The organism is Allobosea sp. FW305-C-101, from assembly GCF_058783685.1.
The window spans coordinates 45,683-66,065 of the sequence record NZ_JBYSYT010000004.1; the positions used below are offsets into that span (position 1 = coordinate 45,683).

Here is a 20,383-nt window from a genome sequence, read left to right on the forward strand (position 1 = left end):
CTATGAGGTGGTCGTGAAGTGGCGGGGACAGCCTCTGTGGGTTGCGATGATATCGGCCGCGCTCGGAGCGTTGGGATGCCTGGTGGCCTCAACCCTTCTCCCGGAGCCGCAGGAGCTGAGACAACCGCTCCCCCATCACCTGGCTTCCTCGGATGAACAGCTCAGAACTTCTATGGGGGCGCTCTTCGGGTCGAGTTATATCCCCGGCAATCGGGTCGACACGCTGGCCAACGGCATTCAGATTTTCCCAGCGATGCTGCACGCCATCCGCGAGGCACGGCAGACGATCAGCTTCGAGACTTATATCTATTGGCGCGGCGCCATTGCCGAAGAGTTTGCCGATGCCCTGTCGATCAAGGCCCGGGAGGGGCTTAGCGTAAAGGTGCTGCTCGATTGGGTCGGCAGCCTGCCGATGGACGAGCGCCTCATCCAGCGGATGCGGGATGCCGGCGTCGAGGTCGTCCGGTTCCGCCCGGTCACCTGGTACACGCTGGACCGGGTTAACAATCGAACTCACCGAAAGCTGCTGATCATCGATGGCCGCATCGGCTTCACGGGCGGTGTCGGTATAGCCGACGAGTGGAATGGCGATGCTCGTTCGCCGAGTGAGTGGCGCGACAATCACTACCGTGTGGAGGGGCCCGCAGTGGCGGAGTTTCAGGCGGCTTTCGCGGAGCACTGGATCGAGGCGACCGGCGAATTGCTATTGGGTGACCGCTTCTTCCCCAAAATAAGCTCAATCGGCGAGCGCAGTACGCAGGTCGTTATAAGCTCAACACATCAGCGCAACGTCATGCATCTCATGCTCATGACGGCGCTTGCCGCTGCGCAAAAGAATATCCGGATCGCGACGCCTTATTTCGTTCCCGACGAGCTCACGCGCAGGCAGCTTCTTGAAGCCCGCCAGCGCGGCGTCGACATCCAGATCATCGTCCCTGGATCACAGACCGATGCGCGCATCGTCAGGAAGGCGTCACGGCACCTCTGGGGGGATCTGCTTCAGGCCGGCGTGAAGATCAGCGAATATCAGCCGACCTTCTTCCACTGTAAGCTAGTCATCGTCGACGATATCTGGACTTCGGTCGGGTCGACGAACATCGACGATCGCGCTCTCAGACTCAATGACGAGGCCAATATCAATCTGTTCGATCGGGAGTTCGCCCGCGCCCAGACCGCCCTGTTCGACAAGGATGCGGCGGCCTCGAAACCTTACACCTTCTCGGATTGGCAAGGCCGCACAGCTGGCCAGAAGGTGTCTGACTGGATATCCAGCCTCGCCAGATCACAGATTTGAGCGCATCTCACCCATCCGTTACAAACAGAGAATTCGGGATGAGCATCATAAATTGACGTAGAATCTATCCTAGAATGCGGACGCGGGTTTTTCTCCGCGAATGTCGGCCCAATAGTCCTTTGCGAAATTGGATTGGGGTGCTCAGACAGCGCTAACGACGCGAGATATGTGTGTTCATCGGTTGGACGGGTGAATTTCGTTCTGCCGAATCGGCACGTCGGGCAATCAGCTCGCTTGCAAATCTTGGATCGGGCTCGATCAAAGACTCTCTTCAAGATGCGCAGCTTTGCCCGAGTAGGCTTCCTACGCTGCCCAACGTAGCCAGGTCTTCTCGACCTCGTGCGCCGGCATCGGCCGGCCAAAGAGATAGCCCTGACCTTCCTGGCAGCCTAGCGCTGTCAGGAGCACGGCAACCGCCTCGGTTTCGATACCCTCGGCGATGATCGATTTCCCCAGCGCCTTCCCCATATCGATTGTGGCCGCGACGATCGCGGCATTCTCGCTGGCCGGCTCGAGGTTCCGAACGAAGGTCTGATCGACCTTGATGGTATCGAGCGGGAAGTCCCGCAGTGAGGTCAAGCTGCCGTAGCCCGTTCCGAAATCGTCGAACGCGATGTGGACACCGAGCTCGCGCAACGACCCGAGGATCGCCCTGACGCGGCTGATATCGTCGAGAATGATGTCTTCCGTCACTTCGAGTTCGAGCCAGGCCGGATCGAGCCGGGTGGTCTCCAGAAGGCGGGCGACGTCCACCGCAAGCGTTCCCGCCGTGAACTGGGACTGCGAGAGATTGATGCCGACACGCAAGGGCGTTCCCCGTTGCTGCCAGATGGCGGCTTGGCGGATCGCGGTTTCAAGAACCCAGGCCGAGACCCCGTCCGCGAGCGAGCTTCCGTTGATCACCGGCATGAACTCGCCGGGCGAGACGTAGCCACGCTCGGGGTGGTGCCAGCGGATCAGGGCTTCGGCGCCCACGATCGAGCGGGTCTGGAGATCCACCTGCGGCTGATAGAACAGTTCGAATTCTTCGGCCGTCAGTGCCTGACGGAGCCGGTTTTCAAGGGCCATTCGCTTCTCGACCTCGTCGCGCATCCCCGGCGCGAAGCTGACGGCGATCTCCGCCTCCTGCCGCTGAGCCGCGGCGAGCGCGAAGCGGGCATTGCCTAGCCAGACCTCCGGATCGGCGGCCTCCTCGGAACCGGCATGGCCGAGGACGATCGGGACGCGTACCGCGCGGCCCTCGGCTTCGAGCGGCTCGTTGCGGAACGTCTCGATAAGCGATGCCGCGAGACGATGGACATCAACCTGGCTTGCCGGCAGCAGAATCGCGAATTCGTCGCTGTCGCTCCGCGACAGGATCACGCCCTGGCCGATCCTGGATTTCAGCCTTGCCGCCGCGGCGCGGATGAGCGCGTCGGCGAAGGTCTGGCCTTCGAGATCTCGCATCCGCCGGAAATGCCAGAGGCTTGCGAGCATTAGGCGTTGCGGCTCGTCTCGGCGCAGGGCGTCGCTCAAGGCGGCGATCAGGCTGTTGCCGTTCGGGAGATCGGAGACTGGATCCGTTTCCGCGAGATATCGAATGCGCTCCTGCTGCCGGCGGCGTTCGGAGATGTCGCGCAGCACGACGCCGTATTGCCGGCCGGAGGGCGTTTCCCAGACCGACCAGCTGCATTCGAGCGGGAACAACTCGCCGGTCGCGCGCTTCCCCATCTCCTCGCGGACCTGGCCATCGGCGGTCGGAGGCGCGCCGGCGTCGCGACCGGCTGGATCGCCTGCCAGCAACTGGCCGAACTGCATGCTTTTCATCTGAGCGGGATCGAAGCCGAAAATCCGGCTCGCTGCCGGGTTGGACATCGAGATGCGGCCGTCCCGGCCGATGCAAACAAGCCCGTCCGACAGCGACATGGCGACGTTGTTGAAGCGCTTTTCCGCAGCAAGACGAAGCAGGCCGCGAAGGTCGACCTCTTCGATGAGCGCGATCAGAGCATAGGCAACAGCCGCGACATGGAGCAGGGATGTGTCGATCGCGATCGGAGAGACGAACTGGATCGCGATCGCGCCTGCTTCGGCTGCGAGCGCCGCCGCGATCACGGCGAGGATCCGGTGCCGCGTGCGGCGTCGCCTCAGCACGAAAGCGATCAGGAGCGGCACGAGCAGCAGCGCGATCGACAGCGCGAACGTTGTTGTTCGCAGGGTTCGACCCTGCAGCATCGATTCCGCTGCGAGAACCTGCAGCAAGGCGCCGGGAATGATCCGCCCGCCAGGGATCACGAAACGGTCGCCGAGCTCCGCAGCCGTTCCGGCGACGATGACCTTCTTGCCGCGCAGGACGGCTCCCAGATCCCCGTTCCCGCGCAGGATGTCGATATAGGAAACGCCGCGCACGGCACGGCCATCTATGCCGAAATCGATCCGGAACTCCGGCGTGGCAGGTTCGTGCAATCCGGCCAGCAGCGAAGCGATCGAGGGGATGAACTGACCGTCGATCGTTGCGCCGAAACCGAAATCGCGCGCGACGCCGTCCCTGTCCGGCGCGACATTGACCATCCCGGGCCAGGCATTCGCCTCGAACAGGGCGAGCGGCCGGTTCACATAGCCTTGCCGCGCCCCGCCGGCATCGGAGGCGACCTGCCGGAAGATAGGCAGTATGACGCTGCCGCCCGCGCCCTTGAGGGCCTCCGAGAAACGGTGGTCCTCCGCGTCGATTGACCGTGCGCTGAAATCGACGTCGAAGGCGATGTCGGTCACGCCGAGTTCGGTGAGTTTGCCAATAAGTTCGGCGTGAAGTGACCTGGGCCAAGGCCAGCGTCCGATCGCGGCAATTGAACGAGGGTCGATCTCGACCATGGCTATTGTGCCGGACGGTGCCCGCTTAACCAGCTGAAAGCGGGCATCCAGCACCGTCTCACGGAGGCGGTCATGCGCGCCGGCCAGAATGACGAGCGCCACGGCTAGAAGGGCGAAGAGATAAGACCGGGATGACAGCAGGAGCCCAGAGGCTTCCACACTCCACCCCCGCATCGCCTCCCGGCTAGCTTGCATGGCTGCCTTCAATTCTTCTTGCCTAGGCCGTGCGCCTTGCCATTGCCGTTCCCACCATTGTGGCCGTGTGCCTTGCCGCGGCCGCGATTTTCGATGAGAGCGTCTAGACCAGCTGAGACCTGCCCAATCAGATCTGAAGCCCCCCCAGGGCCACCATTCTTGCCACCGCCCTTTCCCTTGCCCTTGCCTCCGTTGCCACCACCGGGACCGTCGAAGTCATTCGTTGCGGCATTCAAAACAATTCCGCTACCGACCGGGGCTGTGCTTGCGGTCAAGGCCGCTGTCGAACTCGACCCCGACTCGTTGCCGTTTGGTCCGGCCGACCCGCTATTGTCCGATCGGATGTCATTACCGCCGTTGCCTGGTTGGAGGCGAGCCGACCAGCCCTTCCTCTTCTCGTTGCCGGCGCTGTCGTTGCGCGCCATCCCCTTAGTGACCTCGCGGATGTTGAGATGCAGCTCGCCGATCGGAGCAACGATACGCGCTCCCCCGCCCGGTGTGCGAGTGATGACCGGCTGGCCGGAACCGCTGGCGGCTGCCGAGGTCGTGGGTTGGGCATTTCTTAAGGGAACTGCGCCGGCGTCGGGCCTCAGCCCTCCGGGCGGCACGGACAATGGCTGCACGCGCGAGGCCTGCGCAGGTCCGCGCAGGACGGTGCCCAGCTCGCCGCTGCCACCCACTCTAAGGCCGGGCGCCGCGCCGCTGGAGGATCGCGCGAATTGCTGCTGGTTCACCACCGTATAGTCGCCGGAGCGGAAATCGGTGACTTGAACCTGGCCGCGCACGACATCGACTTTCGTCTGGCCGCCGACGATCGAAACGCGGAAACGCGTCCCTTTCACCACTGCCGCGAGATAAGGCGTCTCGACCTCGAAATGCTGCACGTTCCGCTTTTCGACATCCAGCATGATGGTGCCCGCCTGCTGTATGACGGTCGACAGGCCGGATCGCCCAGCCTCGGGCAGGCTGATCGCGGAGTTCGGCGAGACGAGGATCGTTTCTTGCCCGCGGACGAGCAGAACGCGCCCGTTGCGCCCCGTGCGAACGGAATCACCAGGCCGCAGTTCTGTCTTCTGCGTTAGCGAAGCGGAGTGAGCACCGGAGCCGATCCAGGCTTCCCCCGAACTCTTCGCGACTGTCCAGGTATTGTCCTGCGCAGCCGCAGGGAAAATCGAGAGGCAAAACACCGCGGTTGCAGCCGCGAGCCAGAACGCGAAACGGCCCGTCATGCACTCATTCCTTGAGGCGGAAGGCTTCCGTGCTGGAAGCGTAGGAGTGCACCTAAGCATGAAGCCGTGAAGAGAAACTTAGTCTCCGAACACATCGCGATCCTTAATACTTACACTTCGTTAACCCTTTCCATTCACTTCTCCTTAAATAATAAACGGGGCAGGCGGGCGTTCACCAATGACTAAAAGCTCGTGCTTCAAGGGCAAGGCGGCTGTTGCGATTGCCTTGTCGCAGCTCTTTGCCGTGCCGGTTTGCGCGCAATCGATGCCCCCGGCGAATCCGCAGCGACCGGCGTTGTTGGGTGCGGAGACGCAATCAGAGCGACGCGAGGCGGATGAGCGCCGCAATCCGGTCGCGCTTCCGACTATCGGCTCCGGGACGGAGCACGGAGATCGCACGCCGCTGTTCCGGCTCAAGCGGGTCGAGCTGCAAGGCGCCAGCGCGCTGCCCGCCGCCGAGCTGTCGGCTTCCTATCAGCCCTATCTCGATCGCGAGCTTTCCGCGCAGGATCTGGTTGCGATCGCCGCCGCCATCACCGCACGATACCGTGCCGGAGGTTTTCATCTGAGCCGGGCCCTGATTCCGCCTCAGGACATGCGCTCGGGCGTGCTGAGGATAACCGTCGTAGAGGGCGCGATCGAGCAGGTCAGCGTCTCCGGAGCGGCCGCGGCCTTCGGGTTGGAGCGCCTGCTCGCGCCGCTCACCGAGGAGCGACCGTCGCGCCTCGCAACCCTGGAACGCCAGCTGCTGCTCATAAACGAGCGGCCGGGCATCAAGGTCGTCGACACGACGCTCGACGAGACGTCGCCCGGTTCGGGCCGCTTCCGCCTTGGCGTCAAGACCGACAGCTGGCGCTTCTACGGCGCTACAGCCATCGACAATATGGGCTCCTCGTCGTCGGGGCCCTGGCAAGCATCGGGCAGTGTCGCGCTCAATTCCATGCTGATGCCGGGCGACAGCCTGACGGTCAGCGGATCTTTCGTCCCCGGCTCGCCGCGCGAAATGCGTTATGGCAGGATCGCCTATGACCTGCCGCTCGGCTCCGATAGCTGGCGCATCGGCATAGCGGCATCGCATAGCGAGAACTGGCCGGGCGACCTCCGCCGCTATCTGAGGAACCGCTCGCAGGCCGACACGGTCGAAGCCAGGATCTCCTACGCGCCGATTCTCAGCCAGATGCAGTCGCTCTGGCTCACCGCGTCGCTCGGCGTGACGCGCGCCTCCGAGCGGGATTTCATCGGGCCGCTCTTCGCCGACCGGATCGGCATCGCCAGCTTAACGGCCGACTACAAGCTGCATCTTCGCCCCAGCAGCTGGACCTATGTTACCGCGACGGCTCGCAAGGGCCTCGGCCTCATCGACGGCCAGCCGGACAGTGCCGATTGGTTGTCTCGTGACGATGCCTCACCGCATTTTGCACTGATCAACGGCGCGCTGGCGCATTACGAGAACTTCGGCGAGAACTGGTCGGTCAAGCTGGCGGCAGGGGGGCAGCTGGCATCAGGTCCTCTTCTCTCATCGCAGCAATATGCCCTCGGCGGGCTTTCGTTCGGCCGCGGCTTCGACGCCGGCTGGATCTCCGGCGACGACGCCATCGCAGGCTCGGCCGAGCTGCGTTACGACCAGTCGCTGTCGCTCAAGTTCCTCAAGGGCTATCAGCTGTTCACGTTCGTCGAGGGCGGAGCCGCGCGGATCAAGCTACCAGGCCATGATCTCGACCAGAGCTTCGCGTCCGTGGGGGCAGGCGTGCGCCTGTTCCTGACGGATGATCTCCATCTCTCGGTCGGCATAGCTCAGCCAATCATGGTGAACTCGCCCTTCGCACCGAAGAAGGACGCCCGCCTGCTCTTCTCGCTCTCGAACATATTGAGGTTGTAGAAACGAACCGGAGTTTGCGCGTACGCCACGACTATAACTCGTCGAAAGCGATGCCGACGAAGGTCTTATCTCGCCATCTAACTTGGCCCGTTCGCTCCCGCCCCAGAATCTGAGCGGAGACCTGAACACGGCCTTGAATGCGTGATCCGGCTGGAATCCGGATTTTTGCTCCACCGAGCGACAGATCGCGAATGATGCAGTTATGTTGAAGGCCATCCTCGGTAACGAGCTTGGCCATTTCAACTATAGGCTCTCGTCGGTGTCGTCGTTGTATCGCTCGCATATTCGCTGGCTATCACACCGATCCTTACGGAATATCAACGTGATGGATAACGTCGTTATCGCGCGTCAGCCAATTTTGCACTCGAAGCTTCCTTTGCGCAAACCCGATACGCGCCATCCCCGGCTGTGAAACTCGTCGGCAAATTGAACAGCCCAGAACCGGACATTCCCAACGTCGGCTAGGGGCCAATCCCTGACGCTGCGTCGTAGCTCGGCGTCAAACAAGAGGTCCGCTGGAGACAGGATCTGGTTTTCGTGGATCGACATCGACGAGTCCGAACGAGCAAGCGAGTACACCCGGCGTGTTCGCTCCCTTGGCGCCGAGCCTCAGAACAGGTCGCCTTGGGCGGGCGCTTCCTGCGGCTGGGATTCCCATTCTTCGGCTGGAGCGGCCGTCGCAGGATCGTCATCACCGGCCCCCGATTTGTTCATCCGGCGATCGACGACCCATTCCTGAAGCTCCGGCGGCGGGCGCATCAGAACCTCCTTGCCGGCCGCACCATCCAGCCATGCTTCAAAGTCGTCAGGATGCAGCATCGCCGGCATGCGGGTGTGGATCTTCGACATCCAGTCGTTCGCATCCCGCGTGATGATGCTGGCGCTGATGACCTCTTCTCCGTTTTCGTCGCGCCAGCGTTCCCAAATTCCGGCAAAGGCGAGGATCGCACCATCCTTCGCGCTGATGAAATGGGGCGTCTTGTTTTTCTCCTCGCCCGTCCACTCATAGAAGCCGCTCGCCGGGATAATGCAGCGGTTCTTCACATAGGCGCGTTTGAACAGGCCGTTGGTGTCGATGCCCTCAACGCGGGAATTGATATGCGGCTTGATCTGCTTTGCCGTCCCCTTGTGCCAAGGGGGGATCAGGCCCCAACGTGCCTTCCATAGTTCCCGACCGGCGTCGGTCTTGACCAGGATATCGATCGTCGTCGTAGCGGCGATATTGTACCTGGCCTGCAGATTGCGGGCGGGCAATAGGGGCTCAGTGAGAGGCTGACTGAAGGCGTAGATCTCGCCCCAGGTGTAAGCTTGGCTGAACCGTCCGCACATGCGCTCCGCTCCTATTGGATCGGTGAAACCTGAGCTTGCGCCTCATTCGCCTTAGCCATCATGGCCTCGAGCTTCGCAAATATCTCCGGCGAGAATACGAGGTTCATCATCTGGCCACTGGCCATCTCGAAACTGATCATCGTTTCGCCTTGCAAATCGGTCGTCAGCGCGATCCGCTTCACGTCAGCCACGTCGAGATCGATTTCCGGCAGCTCCGTCGGCTCGGCCATCAATCTCGACCCTCGACAGGGCGCCAAAGTTCGTCGGGCCTAGCTCGCGCAATGGCCGTGTCGTCGATGATGTGTTGTTCCTGCAGCCTGGCTTCGATCAGGGCGGTATCAAGAAAGTAGGCGAGCGTGCCGAAGCCGCGGGCGGTCGCTTCACTCTTCAGCGCCCCGATCCTGTCCACCAGATCGTCAGCCCGGCGAAGCGGAACGCGCGGCACTCCCGATCCAATCCTGACCACATCCGCCATGATGCCGGCCCTCCTCAATCAGGGTAGTCGCGGGCAAGCCGATCATACAAGTCGACTTCCGCGGCATCTGCCGCCAGAGCCATGTCGAGCTCCCCGGCCGGCGCTATGACGCCGCCGAAATGAGCGTGGAAGGCCCGTGAGAAACGGGCCTCTTCGAACGCCACCCGGATCAGGTCCTCGGTCATCGTGCCGAGAACGCGGAAGCCAATTTGCCAATCGGTGCACCATGCTTCGATCCGGCGAAGGCGTTCGGCGGCGGACGCCCTATCAAGCTTGATTTCGACCTGGTGCAGCCATTGCCCGATCATCGCCACATGCCCCGCATCTTGGCCCTGACATCCACCTTGGGCCCGCCTGACGGCATCCGCTGCGCGTCTGCTACCGCGATAGGCCAGGCCGTCCGCTCGAACTGGCCGAGCAGCGCGTTCGGGATGAAGCGCGTCCGGTTGGCGTAGACATGCCGATCGCCGGTCGCCGACTGCCCGTGCGTGAAGAACCGCTGCGGCACGACTAGGTGCAGATCGTCCTTGGCTCGCGTCATCGCGACATAAAGCAGGCGGCGTTCTTCCTCGATCTCGTCCCTAGCGCCGGCGCCGAGGTCGATTGGGATGCAGCCGTCGACCGTGTTCATCACGAAGACCGACTTCCATTCCTGCCCTTTTGCCGAATGGATCGTCGACAGGATCAGATAGTCCTCGTCCAGATGCGGCACGCCGGCCTGGTCGCTGGTCGCGTCTGGCGGGTCGAGCGTCAATTCAGTCAGGAAGCGCTCACGCGACGGATAACCGCTGGCGATCTGTTCAAGCTGGACGAGATCGGCCTGCCTGGTGCTGGCGTCCTCGTGGATGCGCTCCAGGTGGGGCTCGTACCAGCGGCGCGCGCGTTCGATCTCGGCCGGCCAGCCGGCTGTGCCGGCGCGCAGCTCGCCGACGGCGGTGACAAACGACGCCCAATCGTCACCAGACCGCGGCGGAGCCGGAGCGTTCTCAAGAGCCTCGAGGGGCATTGAAGCCTGGGCAACATGTTCCAGGACACGCTGCGCCGATGTCGGGCCGACGCCAGGCAGGAGCTGCAGCACCCGAAAGCCAGAGACCTTATCGCGCGGGTTCTCGACGAACCGCAGTAACGCCAGCAAATCCTTGATATGGGCGCTGTCGAGGAATTTCAGCCCGCCGAATTTGACGAACGGAATGTTCCGACGCGTGAGCTCGATTTCGAGCGGGCCACTGTGATGCGACGCACGGAATAGCACGGCTTGCTGCTTCAGCGTCGAGCCGCCCTCCCGGTTCTCCAGCACCTTCTCGGCGATGAAGCGAGCCTGGTCGGCCTCGTCCCGAACATGGACGAGCTGCGGCGGCGAGCCGGCGGCGCGATCGGTCCAGAGATTCTTGGTGAAACGCTCGGCTGCCAGATCGATGACGGCATTGGCAGCAGAGAGGATGGCACTGGTCGAGCGGTAGTTCTGATCCAGTGTGATGACCTCGGCCGGCGGCACGAAGGCTGCCGGGAAGTCGAGAATGTTGCGGACCGTCGCTGCTCGGAACGAATAGATCGATTGGGCATCGTCGCCGACCACAGTCAGGCCGCGGCCGTCGGGCTTCAACGCCAGCAGGATCGACGACTGGAGCCGATTGGTATCCTGGTACTCGTCGACCATGACGTGATCGAAGCGGCCGCCGATATCCGCCGCGATATCAGGATCGGTCACGGCCTGCGCCCAGTAGAGCAGCAAATCGTCGTAATCGAGGACGTTTTGGCTCTGCTTGGCCTCGACATAGGCCGCGAAGAGCTCTTTTAGCTCCGCCGCCCAGGTGGCGCACCAAGGATAGGACAGGCGCAGAACCTCTTCGATCGGCAGCTCGGCGTTCACGCAGCGGGAATAGATCGCCAGGCAGGTGCCCTTCGTCGGAAACCGCGACTCTGTCTTGGAGAAGCCGAGCTCGTGCCGGACCAGATTCATCTGGTCGGCCGAGTCCTCCCGATCGTGGATCGTGAAAGCGGGATCAAGGCCAAGCTGCTCGGCATAGTCGCGCAGCAGGCGCGCGCCGATGCCGTGGAAGGTGCCGGCCCAGGTCAGGGCATCGGCGAGGACTCCGGCGCCATCGCCAAGCACCTTGCGCGCAATCCGCTCGACGCGCTTCGCCATCTCGGATGCCGCGCGGCGCGAAAACGTCATCAGCAGGATCCGCCGCGGATCAGCCCCGCTAACCATAAGATGGGCGACACGATGGGCCAGCGTATTGGTCTTTCCGGAGCCTGCCCCGGCGATGACAAGCAACGGCGGCGAAGCCACGGCGCCGACGCCATGCACAACCGCGTGGCGCTGCGCCGGATTGAGTGTGTCGAGATAGCTGATCGGGGCGACCCCGTTCATACCTTCGATTCCCGAACTGGCCGCGCTCCTTTCGAGAACCGACCGCGCAGGAAGCCCAGTGAGGCCGCGCGATCGGCATCTCGCAAGAGCTCATCACGGTTGTGAAGCAGAGCCCCAATGGCAGCCCGGGCATCGCCCTCGAACTCCGCCAGAACGGAATCGATTTGTTGCTCCATAGGATTCGGAGCACGCGCCTGTTTCAGCACGACTGGCGGCATGGTTGCGTCCTCAAGAATGAGAACATAATGAGAACTATCGCCTTCAAGGAGTCAAGCTTCGTGGCAAAATGCACACCGTTGCGCTGGCCGAAATGAGTGCCATTAAGCTCCATATCGATCGAGCCGCGTGAGCCGCTAGATCACTGATTCGGCGTCCTTCCACCCATAAAATTCGTCTTCAGCGTAGAGTAGTTATTTTTGAGGAGGCCTCGGCGCCTGCAGATCCGTGGAACTCTTCGGAGCATCTCTTGGGTCAACCCGGCCAGATTGCAGCTCACGCTGCGTCTGAGCATGGTGCAGGTTGAAGCCGATGAATATCGCCACGATGATTAGGGCGACCACGGCAACGACGCCGATAGCTGCCTTTTTTGCTTTCTCGGGTGGGGGCGGTCTGTCGATCGGCATTAGCGTGACCTACCCGTTCACGACCGTGCCGCCGTTCGGGTGAAGCACCTGTCCGGACATGTAGCTGGAATCGTCGCAAGCCAGGAACAGGAAGCTGGGCGCGACCTCGTTCGGCTGTCCCGGCCGCTTCATCGGCGTGCTTTCACCAAAATGTTTCAGCTTCTCGGGACTTGCTCCGCCCATCGGGTTAAGAGGCGTCCATATCGGCCCGGGAGCCACCGCATTCACACGTATTCCCTTCCCAACCAGGTTCTCTGAAAGGGCTCGCGTGAACGAGGTGATGGCGCCCTTCGTCGAGCTGTAATCGAGCAACTCGCTGGAACCGTGGTAGCTCGTGATCGATGTGCAGTTGACAATGACGGCGCCACTTTTGAGATGCGGACGTGCCGCCTGCGTCATGAAAAACATTCCAAAAATGTTGGTCTGGAACGTCCGGCGAAGCTGCTCCTCGGTGATGTCAGTGATATCCTTGTCCGGATGCTGCTCGCCTGCGTTATTGACCAGGATATCGATCTTCCCGAATTTCTCGATCGCCCGTGACACGGCGGTGCTGCAGAACGCCTTCTCACCGATATCGCCAGCGATCGCGATGGCTCGCCGCCCCTCTTGCTCAACGATGCGCACCGTCTCTTTGGCGTCATCATCTTCGCTCAGGTAAACGATGGCCACGTCCGCCCCTTCGCGAGCGTAAAGCGCGGCAACCGCTCGGCCGATGCCGCTGTCCGCTCCCGTGATGAGCGCGACCTTTCCTTTGAGACGATCGCTTCCCGGATAGCGCGGCTTCCAGTCCGGCTTCGGTGTCAGGGCGGATTCATGCCCGGGAAGACCGTCTTCGTGGATCATGGCATCTTTGACGGGCATTCGACATTCCTTGGCTCGGGCCGCGGCGCTGCCGCCAGCCAATTGCCCCCCAGCGCTTTGTCGTCGAACCGTCTCGGCCAAGACTAGTTCCCCCTTTGCGGCCGAGAATGGGCGTCAGGATACGACCTTGGCGAGGTCGGCTTGAGGAGCTTCACTTGCTTCGACAGGCATTGCGGCATCCATGATCCGCGTTGCCAGCGCGACGTCGGGCTCTTCTACACGCACGGAGACCACAGACCGACCCAGCGCGTGTTCGCCGGCGTGACGTTCGGCGTCATTCGCCGGTACACCGGCATCGACCAGCGCGCCCAGAACGCCTCCTGCCAATGCGCCGGTGACCGCGCCGGACAGGAACCATCCGGTGGCAACGATCGGTCCGACGCCCGGAATGGTCAGCGCGCCCAAGCCAAGAGCGAGCCCCGTTGCGGCACCAGCAGCTCCTCCGACTCCCGCCGCTGCAGCCGTATTGTCGTCTCCGCCGGCTTCCTGTCATAGCCGCGAACATTAGACTCCATTGTCACCAACGCCCTGCCAACGGAACGGCCCCGGGATTACCGGGGCCGTTCATCAATCCGAGGGTGGGCTCGATCAGATGACCGCTGGCGGCACGCGCCCGGCCGCCGTGGCGTTGCGGACATAAGGATCGGCGTTCTGGTCGAAGCGCGACCAGCCGTCGGCGCGGTAGTCGGCCTCACGGGTCGAGCGGTCGATCGGCGTGGCGCCGTCGAGGATCGCCTGAACGGTGGCCTCGTGCTCCGGCTCGGTCCGGACGGAGACCACCGAGCCGCCACGGCGAACCGTCTCGGCGTAGTAGTTGGCCTCATCCTCGTCGTGGCCTTCCTTCACGAAGGAGCCGACCAGTCCGCCGGCGGCGGCGCCGGCGACGGCGCCCGCCGCTGTGGACGCGAGCCAGCCGGCCGCGACGACGGGACCAACGCCCGGGATCGCGAGAAGTCCGAGACCGGTCAGCAGGCCAGCGGCGCCGCCGACGCCCGCGCCGATGCCGGCGCCCTCTGCGGCATTGGTCTCGCCGGTGTCGCCGTCTCGGCCCACGAAGCTTATGGCGCTGCTAGAGACGCCGGCTGCCTCCAGTTGTTCGACGACCGAGCGGGCCGTGGCGTGGTTATCGTAGGATCGGGTCAAGGTGCGGGTCATGTCGTTCTCCAAAGTTCGGGGTGCGAGCGGCACGGGTCAGTTGCGGGTGATGTTGCCGCGATAGTCGACGGACACATTGACCTGCGCGCCTGAATGAGTGGCCGTTCCTTTCCAGACGCCGTTGTCGTCCTTCTTGAGGGCGCCGACGCTGGAATAACCGTTCGACTCCAGGCGGCTCTTGGCTTGGCCCTCAGTGAAGCTGTTGGCACCGGGCAGCGGGGCGTTCTTGTCAGCATCGGCCTTGGGCGCCGGCATGGGCGATGTCGTTGACGTCTGAGCCATGGCGGCGAAGGACGTCGCGGAGGCGATCAACGTGGCAATGAGCAGCTTCTTCATGATGGTCTCCATCAGGCAGGCGGCGGCGTTTGCCGCGATGCACAACCAAACGGCAAGTTGCCCACCAAAGTTCCAACGCCCAGCCCTCAAAGGGGAAGGAACACGGGGGCTTGGCGCCCGTTTGGCCTCAACCACCCACCCATCGCCGGAGAACGACCATGGCCACGACCCCAAAGCCGCTCGACGACCTGTTCCACGACATGCTCAAGGACGTCTATTACGCCGAGAAGCAGATCCTGAAGACGCTGCCCAAGATGGCGAAAGCGGCTCAGTCCGCAGAACTCAAGAAGGCCTTCGAAACCCATCGCGAGGAGACCGAGGGCCATGTGGAGCGCCTCGCGGAGGTCTTCGAGCTGATCGGCAAGGCCCCGCGCGGCAAGACCTGCGACGCAATCCTCGGGATCATCGAGGAAGGCAAGGCGGTCATCGAGGATTACGGCGACAGCCCCGCGATCGACGCCGGCCTGGTGGCGTCCGCGCAGGCTGTCGAGCACTACGAGATTGCCCGCTACGGCACGCTTAAAGCGTGGGCGCAGCAGCTTGGCCACCAGGGTGCAGTGAAGCTCCTGGACGCAACTCTCGCCGAGGAAACGAAGACTGACAAGATGCTGACGCAGCTCGGCGGTCCGGCCAACAGCGCTGCCGTGGCGAAGGCTGCTTGATGCTGCGAAGCCTCGGCGATGCTCTCGCCGAGGCTTCGAAAGAAAAAGGGCGGGCGCCTTTCGGCGACCGCCCATTTGCGAAGTCGTAGCCGCTCAGGCTTTGTCGACGACGTTCTTCACGGCTTCCTTGCCCTTGCCGAGCGCCTGCTGGGCCTCGCCCTTGCGCTCCTGCGCGACGCCTTCGGCATGCAGCCTGGGCTTGTCCATCGCCTTGCCGGCGGCCTGCTTGACGTTACCGGCGGCCTCGTTGGCCATGCCCTTGATCTTGTCGGTCGTGCTACCCATCGGAGCATCTCATATAACCTTACCGCCCATGCGGCGTCGTGGGATCCAACGCCACCTTGGTTGGGATGTTCCGGATCACGCCGCGGCGGCGACGACCTCCTCGGTTACGATTTCGAAGCGCTGGAGCACGTGAGCCCCGAAGGTGTGGATCATGGGGATGTCGGCAGCGTCCCGCCCTCGCGCCACCAGTATGCGACCGATCCGCGGCATGTTGTGGCGCGCGTCGAAAACGTACCACTTGCCGCCGAGATACGCCTCGAACCAGGCGTTGTAGTCCATCGGCGCGGGGTCGGGGGGAACGCCGATATCGCCGAGGAATCCGTTGCAGTAGCGGGCGGGAATATTCATGGCCCGGCATAGCGCGATGGCGAGGTGTGTGAAGTCACGGCAGACGCCGACGCGCTCATCCATCGCCTGCGCGGCGGTGCGAGTGTTCCTGGCGAACTGGTAGTCGAACCTAATCTGCGCGTTGACGTAATTGCAGATCTGCTGGACGCGATTCCAGCCAGGAGCGAAGTTGCCGAACAAGCTCCAAGCCGTGGCCCACAACTCGTCGACCTCGCAGTAACGACTGGACAGCATCTATTCGATGACCTCGGACGGGAGGTCGTCCGGTGGGACCTCTGGCGCGTCCTTGTCCCACTGGTCGGGGACGCCGGCATCACGGACGATCATGTCGTTTGTGAAGAGTGCGCCGCCAGTGGGCACCATGAGCCGCCGGCACCTGTTCCCGAACCCGTCGGTGTATTCGCGGACCGGCACGCCCGTGCCGTCGACAAGCGACGTGACTTGAGGCGTCTGGCCTCCGACCACATCTCCGTCGCGGCTGGGGTGCGGGTCGAGCAGCGTCATGCACGAGAGGGGCTGCGTCGTGGTGATCTCGATGCGGTAGCCGACGCGGATATCCATGCTGCGATCCCGATGGTGACGTTCAGTAAATCGCAACACGTCGGGATGGCCGCTGTTCCTCCCGCCTTTGGCGAGATTTCAGGCATTTGAACCGCCTCCGATTATCGCGGAACCGCACCTGCTGCTTTGCGGCCAGGAACGGCTCTTTGCAGAGCCACGCCGCCTTTTCGGCACAGCTGCTTCCAATGTCGGCAGGCCGATAAAGATCGGGCGCCGCTTTCTTAAAGTACCGGCCCTTTCGGCCATCCGATTGCTGAATATCCGTGTCCGATCAACTCGGGTTCTCCGTTCGCCTCGGTGCATTTCTTTGCGGAAAAACATATTAGAGTGCTATCAATCAGTGCATGCCGCGTTTCTACATCGATTCATCGGACGGCGCCGTTCCCATTATCGACAATGAGGGCTGCGAGTATCCGGACGCCCAAGCTGCCCGTAAAGCCGCGCTCAGCCTGTTGCCCGACATGGCGCGTGACGAGATGCCCGACGGGGACGAGCGCACGTTTTCGGTATCCGTGAGGAATAATTCGGGACGTGCGATCTACAGCGCCAGGCTCGCGCTCAAAGGCCGGTGGCACATCGATTAGCGGAACGACTGGACAGCGCTTCGATCGCGATAAGCGCAGGGGTCGCGAAGCTGAGATGCGGCGTCTGGCGGAACGAATCCGCAATGCCGACGTATTGGGATTCATGCCGCTGCACTGGTTCTCACCCCCGGTATATGTCGCGACCTCCAACCCCGGGGAGCGCTACGCTGTCAGCAATGTCGAGCGTGCCGCGGAGTACCTCCTGAGTTGGCGTCATTCCGGAGCTGGCGAGAGTTGGCGCGAAGCGGTCGCCGTCTGCATGGCAGCCCTCAAGGGAGGCGCGTCTGTAGCCGATGCCAGATCGACATTCGAGGCGGCCGCCCGGGAATGCGGGCGGCTGGTCTAAACGATGGACTCCCGCGCACCCGGTACGGCGGCACACCGCGCGGAGAGGCTTATCGCCAAGTTTGAGACGCTGAGGGCGGAGGCCGTCACAGAAGGCTTCTTACCGATTGGTGTACTTGCTGGACGAGGCCCTTCAGCGGCTACGGCGCCAGGCCGCACACAACCGAGGTCGGGCTCCGGGATCCAAACCGCAGGGGAATTCTTGATGCTGGGCTTTCGCTGAGGGCGTACCCTGCAACGTCTGTCTGGTCGCGTGCTCGCGGCAACATCGGAACCAAAAGAAGGGTCGGCAATTCATCGCTCAGAACAAGGAGGGAGCGAAATGTCCAAGCCCAAGGAAGACACAGTCGGCCAATCCCGGCGAGCGACGGACAGCAGGCCTCGGCCCGGCTCGGGCACGCCTGCGGCAGAGCGATCCAAACCGGATAAACAGAATCCTCCCGCGACGGAGGACGGCGATCGGAAGCCCTCCGCATCGTGGAGCCCGATCGACCCGGGCCGCCCGGTCGCGAGGAAGTAGCGCCGATGGCGGTGGTCAGGAGCGGCGGCTGTAATTGCGGCGCGGTGCGCTACCGGGCGGCCGGGAACCCGATGAGGACTGGAATCTGTCACTGCCAGACGTGCCGGCGCGAGACGGGGTCGGCTTTCATGGCCTTCGCGGTGTGGCCAAGCGATGCGGTTCGGGTGACGGGCCGGACTAATCAGTGGACAAGTTCGACCGACCACCGGACGTTCTGCCCGAGTTGCGGATCGACGCTCTTCGCGTCCAGCGATGGCAGCAGCGAGATCGAGATCCGCATCGGTTCCCTCGACGACGCTCCGAGCACGCTTACCCCCCAGTACGAGTTGTGGGTGCCGCGACGGGAGCACTGGCTTTCGGCCTTGCAGGGCACGGACCAATTTGAGGGCAACCGCGACAGCGCGAAAGTCTAGAAGGCCGGAGAGACGCTTATGTCCCCGAGTTGGCGCAAGGCGAATGCCAGAGCGGCAGCGACCGCCAATTGATTGAGCGCGGAGGGAGTCAGTCGCCCGAATTCGCAGTGGATTGTCTGCGTCGCTGCCGCGGTCGCGCAACCTACAATCACACGACCGATTGGGTTGCCGTCCTCGTCTGGAGCGTCGCCGGTAACCCCGGTAACCGACAGAGAGACCGTGCCGGGACTCCGTGCGAGCGCACCCTCGGCCATCGAGGCCGCCACGCGGCGGTGAACCGCGGTACAGCCCCTAAGCAAATCCCTCGGCACACCCAGCATCTGCGACTTGGCTCCTTGGTGTAGGTCAGGAAACCGCCCTCGAATGCAGTCGCAGCGCCGAAACAGCATGAGAGCGTTTGGCCGAGCAAGCCGGCTGTGCACGATTCCGCCACCACAATGCGCTCCTTTCTCGCAAGGCAGTGCGAGATGAGGCGCTCCGCCAGTATCCCGGCGCTTTCAAGCCCGTCTAAGCGTAGTTCGCTAACGCCCTCCTCGTCAGAGGTATGGTTGGGCCCGGGGGGATACGGGGGGTCTGGCGGTGGCATTGCGGCTACGGCATGTTCGCTGGCTTCTGACAGTAGGCTGAGAATCGATCGAGTGTGCATCGCGATCGGGCCTTTTGTACTGCCAGCCCGGCCGCGACCCTATCCTCGAAGCTCCTGAGGCGGGCAGACACATTGCGCAGATCGCGAGCCTCGGTTGATCCTTCGACGGCTCCGAACAGCTCCTCGAAGCGCTTCAAAGCCAGCGCGAGTTCCTCGAAGGTCCGAATTGGATCCGTCGTCATGTGAGATTGCCGTTCGCTCGTGCTACGTCGACCTGATGTTTCCGCTCGGGCGATTGGCGGGCGCAGCCGACTCCTGGTGATCGGATGCCCCCGCGGCGTGCTTTTCCGCTGCCGCGCCCTCCTGATCGTTGACGTCGTATGGCGGATGGGGACCGCTGGAGTGGGCTGAGCGGGGATTGGGGCCTTGCCTCTCTTCACGCTCATTGCCTGGCTGGCCCGGCCGCGCGGGCGTTTTGTAGTTTCCGGGGGCTGGCGTTGAGCGAGCGCACTGCCCGCGTTCCTCCCAATCCTTCACCGCCGCTACCAAAGCAGCCAATTCGGCCGCCTCCGGCGACCCTTCTCTGGCATCGGCAAGCTGGTGGATTTTGGCCGCCGCCGCTTCGTAGGCCGCGATCGAATCGATATTCACAGGCTTCGCCTCCTCTGCGTTCCAGTCGGCCACGATGCGCTCCACCACGCCGCTGCCGGGCGAAACAATGCGGGTGCGCGAGCCGGGCTCGCAAATGAGCCAGTCGTCACCCAGTCTGCGGATCGTGAGAGTCTCGTTCACGGACCGGCTGCCAGGGTCTTCCTGCGAAGTTCGGTTTCCACCGCTTCCGCCGCGGGGCCAACCTCTCGGACTGCCTCCTCAAGCTGCGATTTGGACACGCCGAGCCTGTCGGTCCAGTAGCGGGCTTCACAGTCTTCACTCACATCGATGCGGGAGCGGTCCCGGTAGCCGCGGTTGGTCCTGTCCTCTGCCATTCGATCCTCCCTTGAGCGGATCAATGGATCGCGAGGCTACTAGTTCCGATGTTCCATTTCTGCTGGCAACGGGCCTGGATGGTGTCCCCAATCGTATCGCGAGGGTCTCCGGCTGACCTTACGCACAGGTCGACGCATTCTTGGAGCAACAAGGTCGAAACCGGCGCTAACGCAGCGACGGCGCGGCGTTCCGCTGGCCCTAAGGCGTATTGGAGGGGGAGGCTCGCGACGCTCGTTCCTCAACGTACCGCAATCGGGCGGCTGCCGTATTCGGAAGACCCTGCGTGTCGAGCCACGACAGGAACTCGTCCGGCCTTACCGTGACGATCTCAAGCGCCCTTCCACGGGCCAGCCATTCGTTAATGACCCTCGTCGCGGCGGCGTGCCAGGCGTCGTAATCCCTCGGCATCTCCGCCTTGTCATGCGCGAGATCCCAAAGCCGCTCGTAGTCCTCGCGCTCGTACCAAGGCAGAGCGACCGTGTATGCGTCGACTGT

General features: G+C 63.1%; 24 protein-coding genes and 1 pseudogene. 6 read left to right on the forward strand and 19 right to left on the reverse strand.

Annotated features, from left to right (window positions below; translation table 11 throughout):
• The first annotated feature begins 82 nt into the window (after nucleotides 1-82).
• Entirely contained in the window at nucleotides 83-1,294 is a 1,212-nt protein-coding gene (locus AC3WMA_RS17650; protein ID WP_492286660.1) for a phospholipase D-like domain-containing protein, read from the forward strand.
• 303 nt (nucleotides 1,295-1,597) lie between these two features.
• On the opposite strand, the gene AC3WMA_RS17655 is transcribed toward AC3WMA_RS17650, so the two are convergent.
• Both AC3WMA_RS17655 and AC3WMA_RS17660 read right to left on the reverse strand, forming a co-directional pair.
• A complete protein-coding gene (locus tag AC3WMA_RS17655; protein ID WP_492286661.1) occupies nucleotides 1,598-4,336 on the reverse strand; it encodes an EAL domain-containing protein in 2,739 nt (912 codons plus the stop codon).
• Nucleotides 4,337-4,344: 8 nt separating this feature from the next.
• On the reverse strand, nucleotides 4,345-5,565 hold the full coding sequence (locus tag AC3WMA_RS17660) for a FecR domain-containing protein (RefSeq protein WP_492286662.1): 1,221 nt from the start codon (nucleotides 5,563-5,565) through the stop codon (nucleotides 4,345-4,347).
• A 178-nt stretch (nucleotides 5,566-5,743) separates the two neighbouring features.
• Here AC3WMA_RS17660 and AC3WMA_RS17665 point away from each other — a divergent pair, with 178 nt between their 5' ends.
• A complete protein-coding gene (locus AC3WMA_RS17665) occupies nucleotides 5,744-7,444 on the forward strand; it encodes a ShlB/FhaC/HecB family hemolysin secretion/activation protein (protein ID WP_492286663.1) in 1,701 nt (566 codons plus the stop codon).
• Between the two features lie 31 nt (nucleotides 7,445-7,475).
• On the opposite strand, the gene AC3WMA_RS17670 is transcribed toward AC3WMA_RS17665, so the two are convergent.
• The 11 genes from AC3WMA_RS17670 to AC3WMA_RS17720 form a co-directional block, all read right to left on the reverse strand.
• Nucleotides 7,476-7,727, reverse strand: coding sequence for a PilZ domain-containing protein (locus AC3WMA_RS17670; RefSeq protein WP_492286664.1), 252 nt, complete (start codon nucleotides 7,725-7,727; stop codon nucleotides 7,476-7,478).
• A gap of 326 nt (nucleotides 7,728-8,053) precedes the next feature.
• Nucleotides 8,054-8,773 (reverse strand): SOS response-associated peptidase, encoded by a 720-nt coding sequence (locus AC3WMA_RS17675; protein WP_492286665.1) that lies wholly within the window; start codon nucleotides 8,771-8,773, stop codon nucleotides 8,054-8,056.
• 11 nt (nucleotides 8,774-8,784) lie between these two features.
• Nucleotides 8,785-9,003, reverse strand: coding sequence for a hypothetical protein (locus tag AC3WMA_RS17680; RefSeq protein WP_492286666.1), 219 nt, complete (start codon nucleotides 9,001-9,003; stop codon nucleotides 8,785-8,787).
• Nucleotides 9,003-9,248, reverse strand: a complete 246-nt coding sequence (locus AC3WMA_RS17685; RefSeq protein WP_492286667.1) for a hypothetical protein — start codon at nucleotides 9,246-9,248, stop codon at nucleotides 9,003-9,005. The genes AC3WMA_RS17680 and AC3WMA_RS17685 overlap by 1 nt, the downstream gene beginning before the upstream one ends.
• A gap of 14 nt (nucleotides 9,249-9,262) precedes the next feature.
• Complete coding sequence (locus tag AC3WMA_RS17690; RefSeq protein WP_492286668.1) at nucleotides 9,263-9,562, reverse strand: hypothetical protein; 300 nt, start codon at nucleotides 9,560-9,562, stop codon at nucleotides 9,263-9,265.
• Nucleotides 9,553-11,622: an ATP-dependent helicase gene (locus AC3WMA_RS17695; RefSeq protein ID WP_492286669.1), complete on the reverse strand. Its 2,070-nt coding sequence runs from the start codon at nucleotides 11,620-11,622 to the stop codon at nucleotides 9,553-9,555. The genes AC3WMA_RS17690 and AC3WMA_RS17695 overlap by 10 nt, the downstream gene beginning before the upstream one ends.
• Nucleotides 11,619-11,840: a hypothetical protein gene (locus AC3WMA_RS17700; protein ID WP_492286670.1), complete on the reverse strand. Its 222-nt coding sequence runs from the start codon at nucleotides 11,838-11,840 to the stop codon at nucleotides 11,619-11,621. The genes AC3WMA_RS17695 and AC3WMA_RS17700 overlap by 4 nt, the downstream gene beginning before the upstream one ends.
• 414 nt (nucleotides 11,841-12,254) lie before the next feature.
• On the reverse strand, nucleotides 12,255-13,106 hold the full coding sequence (locus AC3WMA_RS17705) for a glucose 1-dehydrogenase (RefSeq protein WP_492286671.1): 852 nt from the start codon (nucleotides 13,104-13,106) through the stop codon (nucleotides 12,255-12,257).
• A gap of 114 nt (nucleotides 13,107-13,220) precedes the next feature.
• Nucleotides 13,221-13,511 (reverse strand): hypothetical protein, encoded by a 291-nt coding sequence (locus tag AC3WMA_RS17710; protein WP_492286672.1) that lies wholly within the window; start codon nucleotides 13,509-13,511, stop codon nucleotides 13,221-13,223.
• A gap of 183 nt (nucleotides 13,512-13,694) precedes the next feature.
• Nucleotides 13,695-14,261 carry a hypothetical protein gene (locus tag AC3WMA_RS17715; protein ID WP_492286673.1) on the reverse strand — a complete coding sequence of 189 codons (567 nt, stop codon included), beginning with the start codon at nucleotides 14,259-14,261 and terminating at the stop codon, nucleotides 13,695-13,697.
• Between the two features lie 36 nt (nucleotides 14,262-14,297).
• Entirely contained in the window at nucleotides 14,298-14,597 is a 300-nt protein-coding gene (locus AC3WMA_RS17720; RefSeq protein ID WP_492286674.1) for a PepSY domain-containing protein, read from the reverse strand.
• A gap of 158 nt (nucleotides 14,598-14,755) precedes the next feature.
• On the opposite strand from AC3WMA_RS17720, the gene AC3WMA_RS17725 reads away from it, so the two are divergent.
• The gene (locus AC3WMA_RS17725; RefSeq protein ID WP_492286675.1) at nucleotides 14,756-15,259 is read left to right on the forward strand and encodes a YciE/YciF ferroxidase family protein; all 504 of its coding nucleotides are present in this window, start codon (nucleotides 14,756-14,758) and stop codon (nucleotides 15,257-15,259) included.
• Nucleotides 15,260-15,352: 93 nt separating this feature from the next.
• Here the strand turns inward: AC3WMA_RS17725 and AC3WMA_RS17730 are convergent, their stop codons facing one another.
• From AC3WMA_RS17730 to AC3WMA_RS17740, 3 genes are all read right to left on the reverse strand, one after another.
• Nucleotides 15,353-15,544 (reverse strand): CsbD family protein, encoded by a 192-nt coding sequence (locus AC3WMA_RS17730; RefSeq protein ID WP_492286676.1) that lies wholly within the window; start codon nucleotides 15,542-15,544, stop codon nucleotides 15,353-15,355.
• A 75-nt stretch (nucleotides 15,545-15,619) separates the two neighbouring features.
• Nucleotides 15,620-16,126 (reverse strand): transglutaminase-like domain-containing protein, encoded by a 507-nt coding sequence (locus tag AC3WMA_RS17735; RefSeq protein WP_492286677.1) that lies wholly within the window; start codon nucleotides 16,124-16,126, stop codon nucleotides 15,620-15,622.
• Nucleotides 16,127-16,453, reverse strand: coding sequence for a hypothetical protein (locus AC3WMA_RS17740; RefSeq protein ID WP_492286678.1), 327 nt, complete (start codon nucleotides 16,451-16,453; stop codon nucleotides 16,127-16,129). It lies immediately after the preceding gene.
• A 344-nt stretch (nucleotides 16,454-16,797) separates the two neighbouring features.
• Here AC3WMA_RS17740 and AC3WMA_RS17745 point away from each other — a divergent pair, with 344 nt between their 5' ends.
• From AC3WMA_RS17745 to AC3WMA_RS17755, 3 genes are all read left to right on the forward strand, one after another.
• Nucleotides 16,798-17,037 (forward strand): DUF6894 family protein, encoded by a 240-nt coding sequence (locus AC3WMA_RS17745; RefSeq protein WP_492286679.1) that lies wholly within the window; start codon nucleotides 16,798-16,800, stop codon nucleotides 17,035-17,037.
• Between the two features lie 103 nt (nucleotides 17,038-17,140).
• Entirely contained in the window at nucleotides 17,141-17,383 is a 243-nt protein-coding gene (locus AC3WMA_RS17750) for a DUF982 domain-containing protein (RefSeq protein WP_492287091.1), read from the forward strand.
• Between the two features lie 524 nt (nucleotides 17,384-17,907).
• Nucleotides 17,908-18,315, forward strand: a complete 408-nt coding sequence (locus AC3WMA_RS17755; RefSeq protein WP_492286680.1) for a GFA family protein — start codon at nucleotides 17,908-17,910, stop codon at nucleotides 18,313-18,315.
• Here the strand turns inward: AC3WMA_RS17755 and AC3WMA_RS17760 are convergent.
• From AC3WMA_RS17760 to AC3WMA_RS17770, 3 genes and pseudogenes are all read right to left on the reverse strand, one after another.
• Nucleotides 18,312-18,961, reverse strand: a pseudogene (locus tag AC3WMA_RS17760) (CinA family protein). The gene AC3WMA_RS17755 and the pseudogene AC3WMA_RS17760 sit on opposite strands and share 4 nt — an antisense overlap.
• Before the next feature lie 204 nt (nucleotides 18,962-19,165).
• A complete protein-coding gene (locus AC3WMA_RS17765) occupies nucleotides 19,166-19,693 on the reverse strand; it encodes a hypothetical protein (protein ID WP_492286681.1) in 528 nt (175 codons plus the stop codon).
• Entirely contained in the window at nucleotides 19,690-19,887 is a 198-nt protein-coding gene (locus AC3WMA_RS17770; protein ID WP_492286682.1) for a DUF3606 domain-containing protein, read from the reverse strand. The genes AC3WMA_RS17765 and AC3WMA_RS17770 overlap by 4 nt, the downstream gene beginning before the upstream one ends.
• Nucleotides 19,888-20,383: the final 496 nt, after the last annotated feature.

What these genes read in the sequence shown, in the direction of transcription:
- AC3WMA_RS17735 (WP_492286677.1), bottom strand. Translation starts at nt 16,126, where the DNA reads ATGCTGTCCAGTCGTTACTGCGAGGTCGACGAGTTGTGGGCCACGGCT.
- AC3WMA_RS17770 (WP_492286682.1), bottom strand. Translation starts at nt 19,887, where the DNA reads ATGGCAGAGGACAGGACCAACCGCGGCTACCGGGACCGCTCCCGCATC.
- AC3WMA_RS17705 (WP_492286671.1), bottom strand. Translation starts at nt 13,106, where the DNA reads ATGCCCGTCAAAGATGCCATGATCCACGAAGACGGTCTTCCCGGGCAT.
- AC3WMA_RS17755 (WP_492286680.1), top strand. Translation starts at nt 17,908, where the DNA reads ATGGCGGTGGTCAGGAGCGGCGGCTGTAATTGCGGCGCGGTGCGCTAC.
- AC3WMA_RS17745 (WP_492286679.1), top strand. Translation starts at nt 16,798, where the DNA reads ATGCCGCGTTTCTACATCGATTCATCGGACGGCGCCGTTCCCATTATC.
- AC3WMA_RS17715 (WP_492286673.1), bottom strand. Translation starts at nt 14,261, where the DNA reads ATGACCCGCACCTTGACCCGATCCTACGATAACCACGCCACGGCCCGC.
- AC3WMA_RS17740 (WP_492286678.1), bottom strand. Translation starts at nt 16,453, where the DNA reads ATGGATATCCGCGTCGGCTACCGCATCGAGATCACCACGACGCAGCCC.
- AC3WMA_RS17670 (WP_492286664.1), bottom strand. Translation starts at nt 7,727, where the DNA reads ATGCGAGCGATACAACGACGACACCGACGAGAGCCTATAGTTGAAATG.
- AC3WMA_RS17660 (WP_492286662.1), bottom strand. Translation starts at nt 5,565, where the DNA reads ATGACGGGCCGTTTCGCGTTCTGGCTCGCGGCTGCAACCGCGGTGTTT.
- AC3WMA_RS17700 (WP_492286670.1), bottom strand. Translation starts at nt 11,840, where the DNA reads ATGCCGCCAGTCGTGCTGAAACAGGCGCGTGCTCCGAATCCTATGGAG.
- AC3WMA_RS17685 (WP_492286667.1), bottom strand. Translation starts at nt 9,248, where the DNA reads ATGGCGGATGTGGTCAGGATTGGATCGGGAGTGCCGCGCGTTCCGCTT.
- AC3WMA_RS17750 (WP_492287091.1), top strand. Translation starts at nt 17,141, where the DNA reads ATGCCGCTGCACTGGTTCTCACCCCCGGTATATGTCGCGACCTCCAAC.
- AC3WMA_RS17725 (WP_492286675.1), top strand. Translation starts at nt 14,756, where the DNA reads ATGGCCACGACCCCAAAGCCGCTCGACGACCTGTTCCACGACATGCTC.
- AC3WMA_RS17695 (WP_492286669.1), bottom strand. Translation starts at nt 11,622, where the DNA reads ATGAACGGGGTCGCCCCGATCAGCTATCTCGACACACTCAATCCGGCG.
- AC3WMA_RS17665 (WP_492286663.1), top strand. Translation starts at nt 5,744, where the DNA reads ATGACTAAAAGCTCGTGCTTCAAGGGCAAGGCGGCTGTTGCGATTGCC.
- AC3WMA_RS17720 (WP_492286674.1), bottom strand. Translation starts at nt 14,597, where the DNA reads ATGAAGAAGCTGCTCATTGCCACGTTGATCGCCTCCGCGACGTCCTTC.
- AC3WMA_RS17680 (WP_492286666.1), bottom strand. Translation starts at nt 9,003, where the DNA reads ATGGCCGAGCCGACGGAGCTGCCGGAAATCGATCTCGACGTGGCTGAC.
- AC3WMA_RS17655 (WP_492286661.1), bottom strand. Translation starts at nt 4,336, where the DNA reads ATGCAAGCTAGCCGGGAGGCGATGCGGGGGTGGAGTGTGGAAGCCTCT.
- AC3WMA_RS17730 (WP_492286676.1), bottom strand. Translation starts at nt 15,544, where the DNA reads ATGGGTAGCACGACCGACAAGATCAAGGGCATGGCCAACGAGGCCGCC.
- AC3WMA_RS17675 (WP_492286665.1), bottom strand. Translation starts at nt 8,773, where the DNA reads ATGTGCGGACGGTTCAGCCAAGCTTACACCTGGGGCGAGATCTACGCC.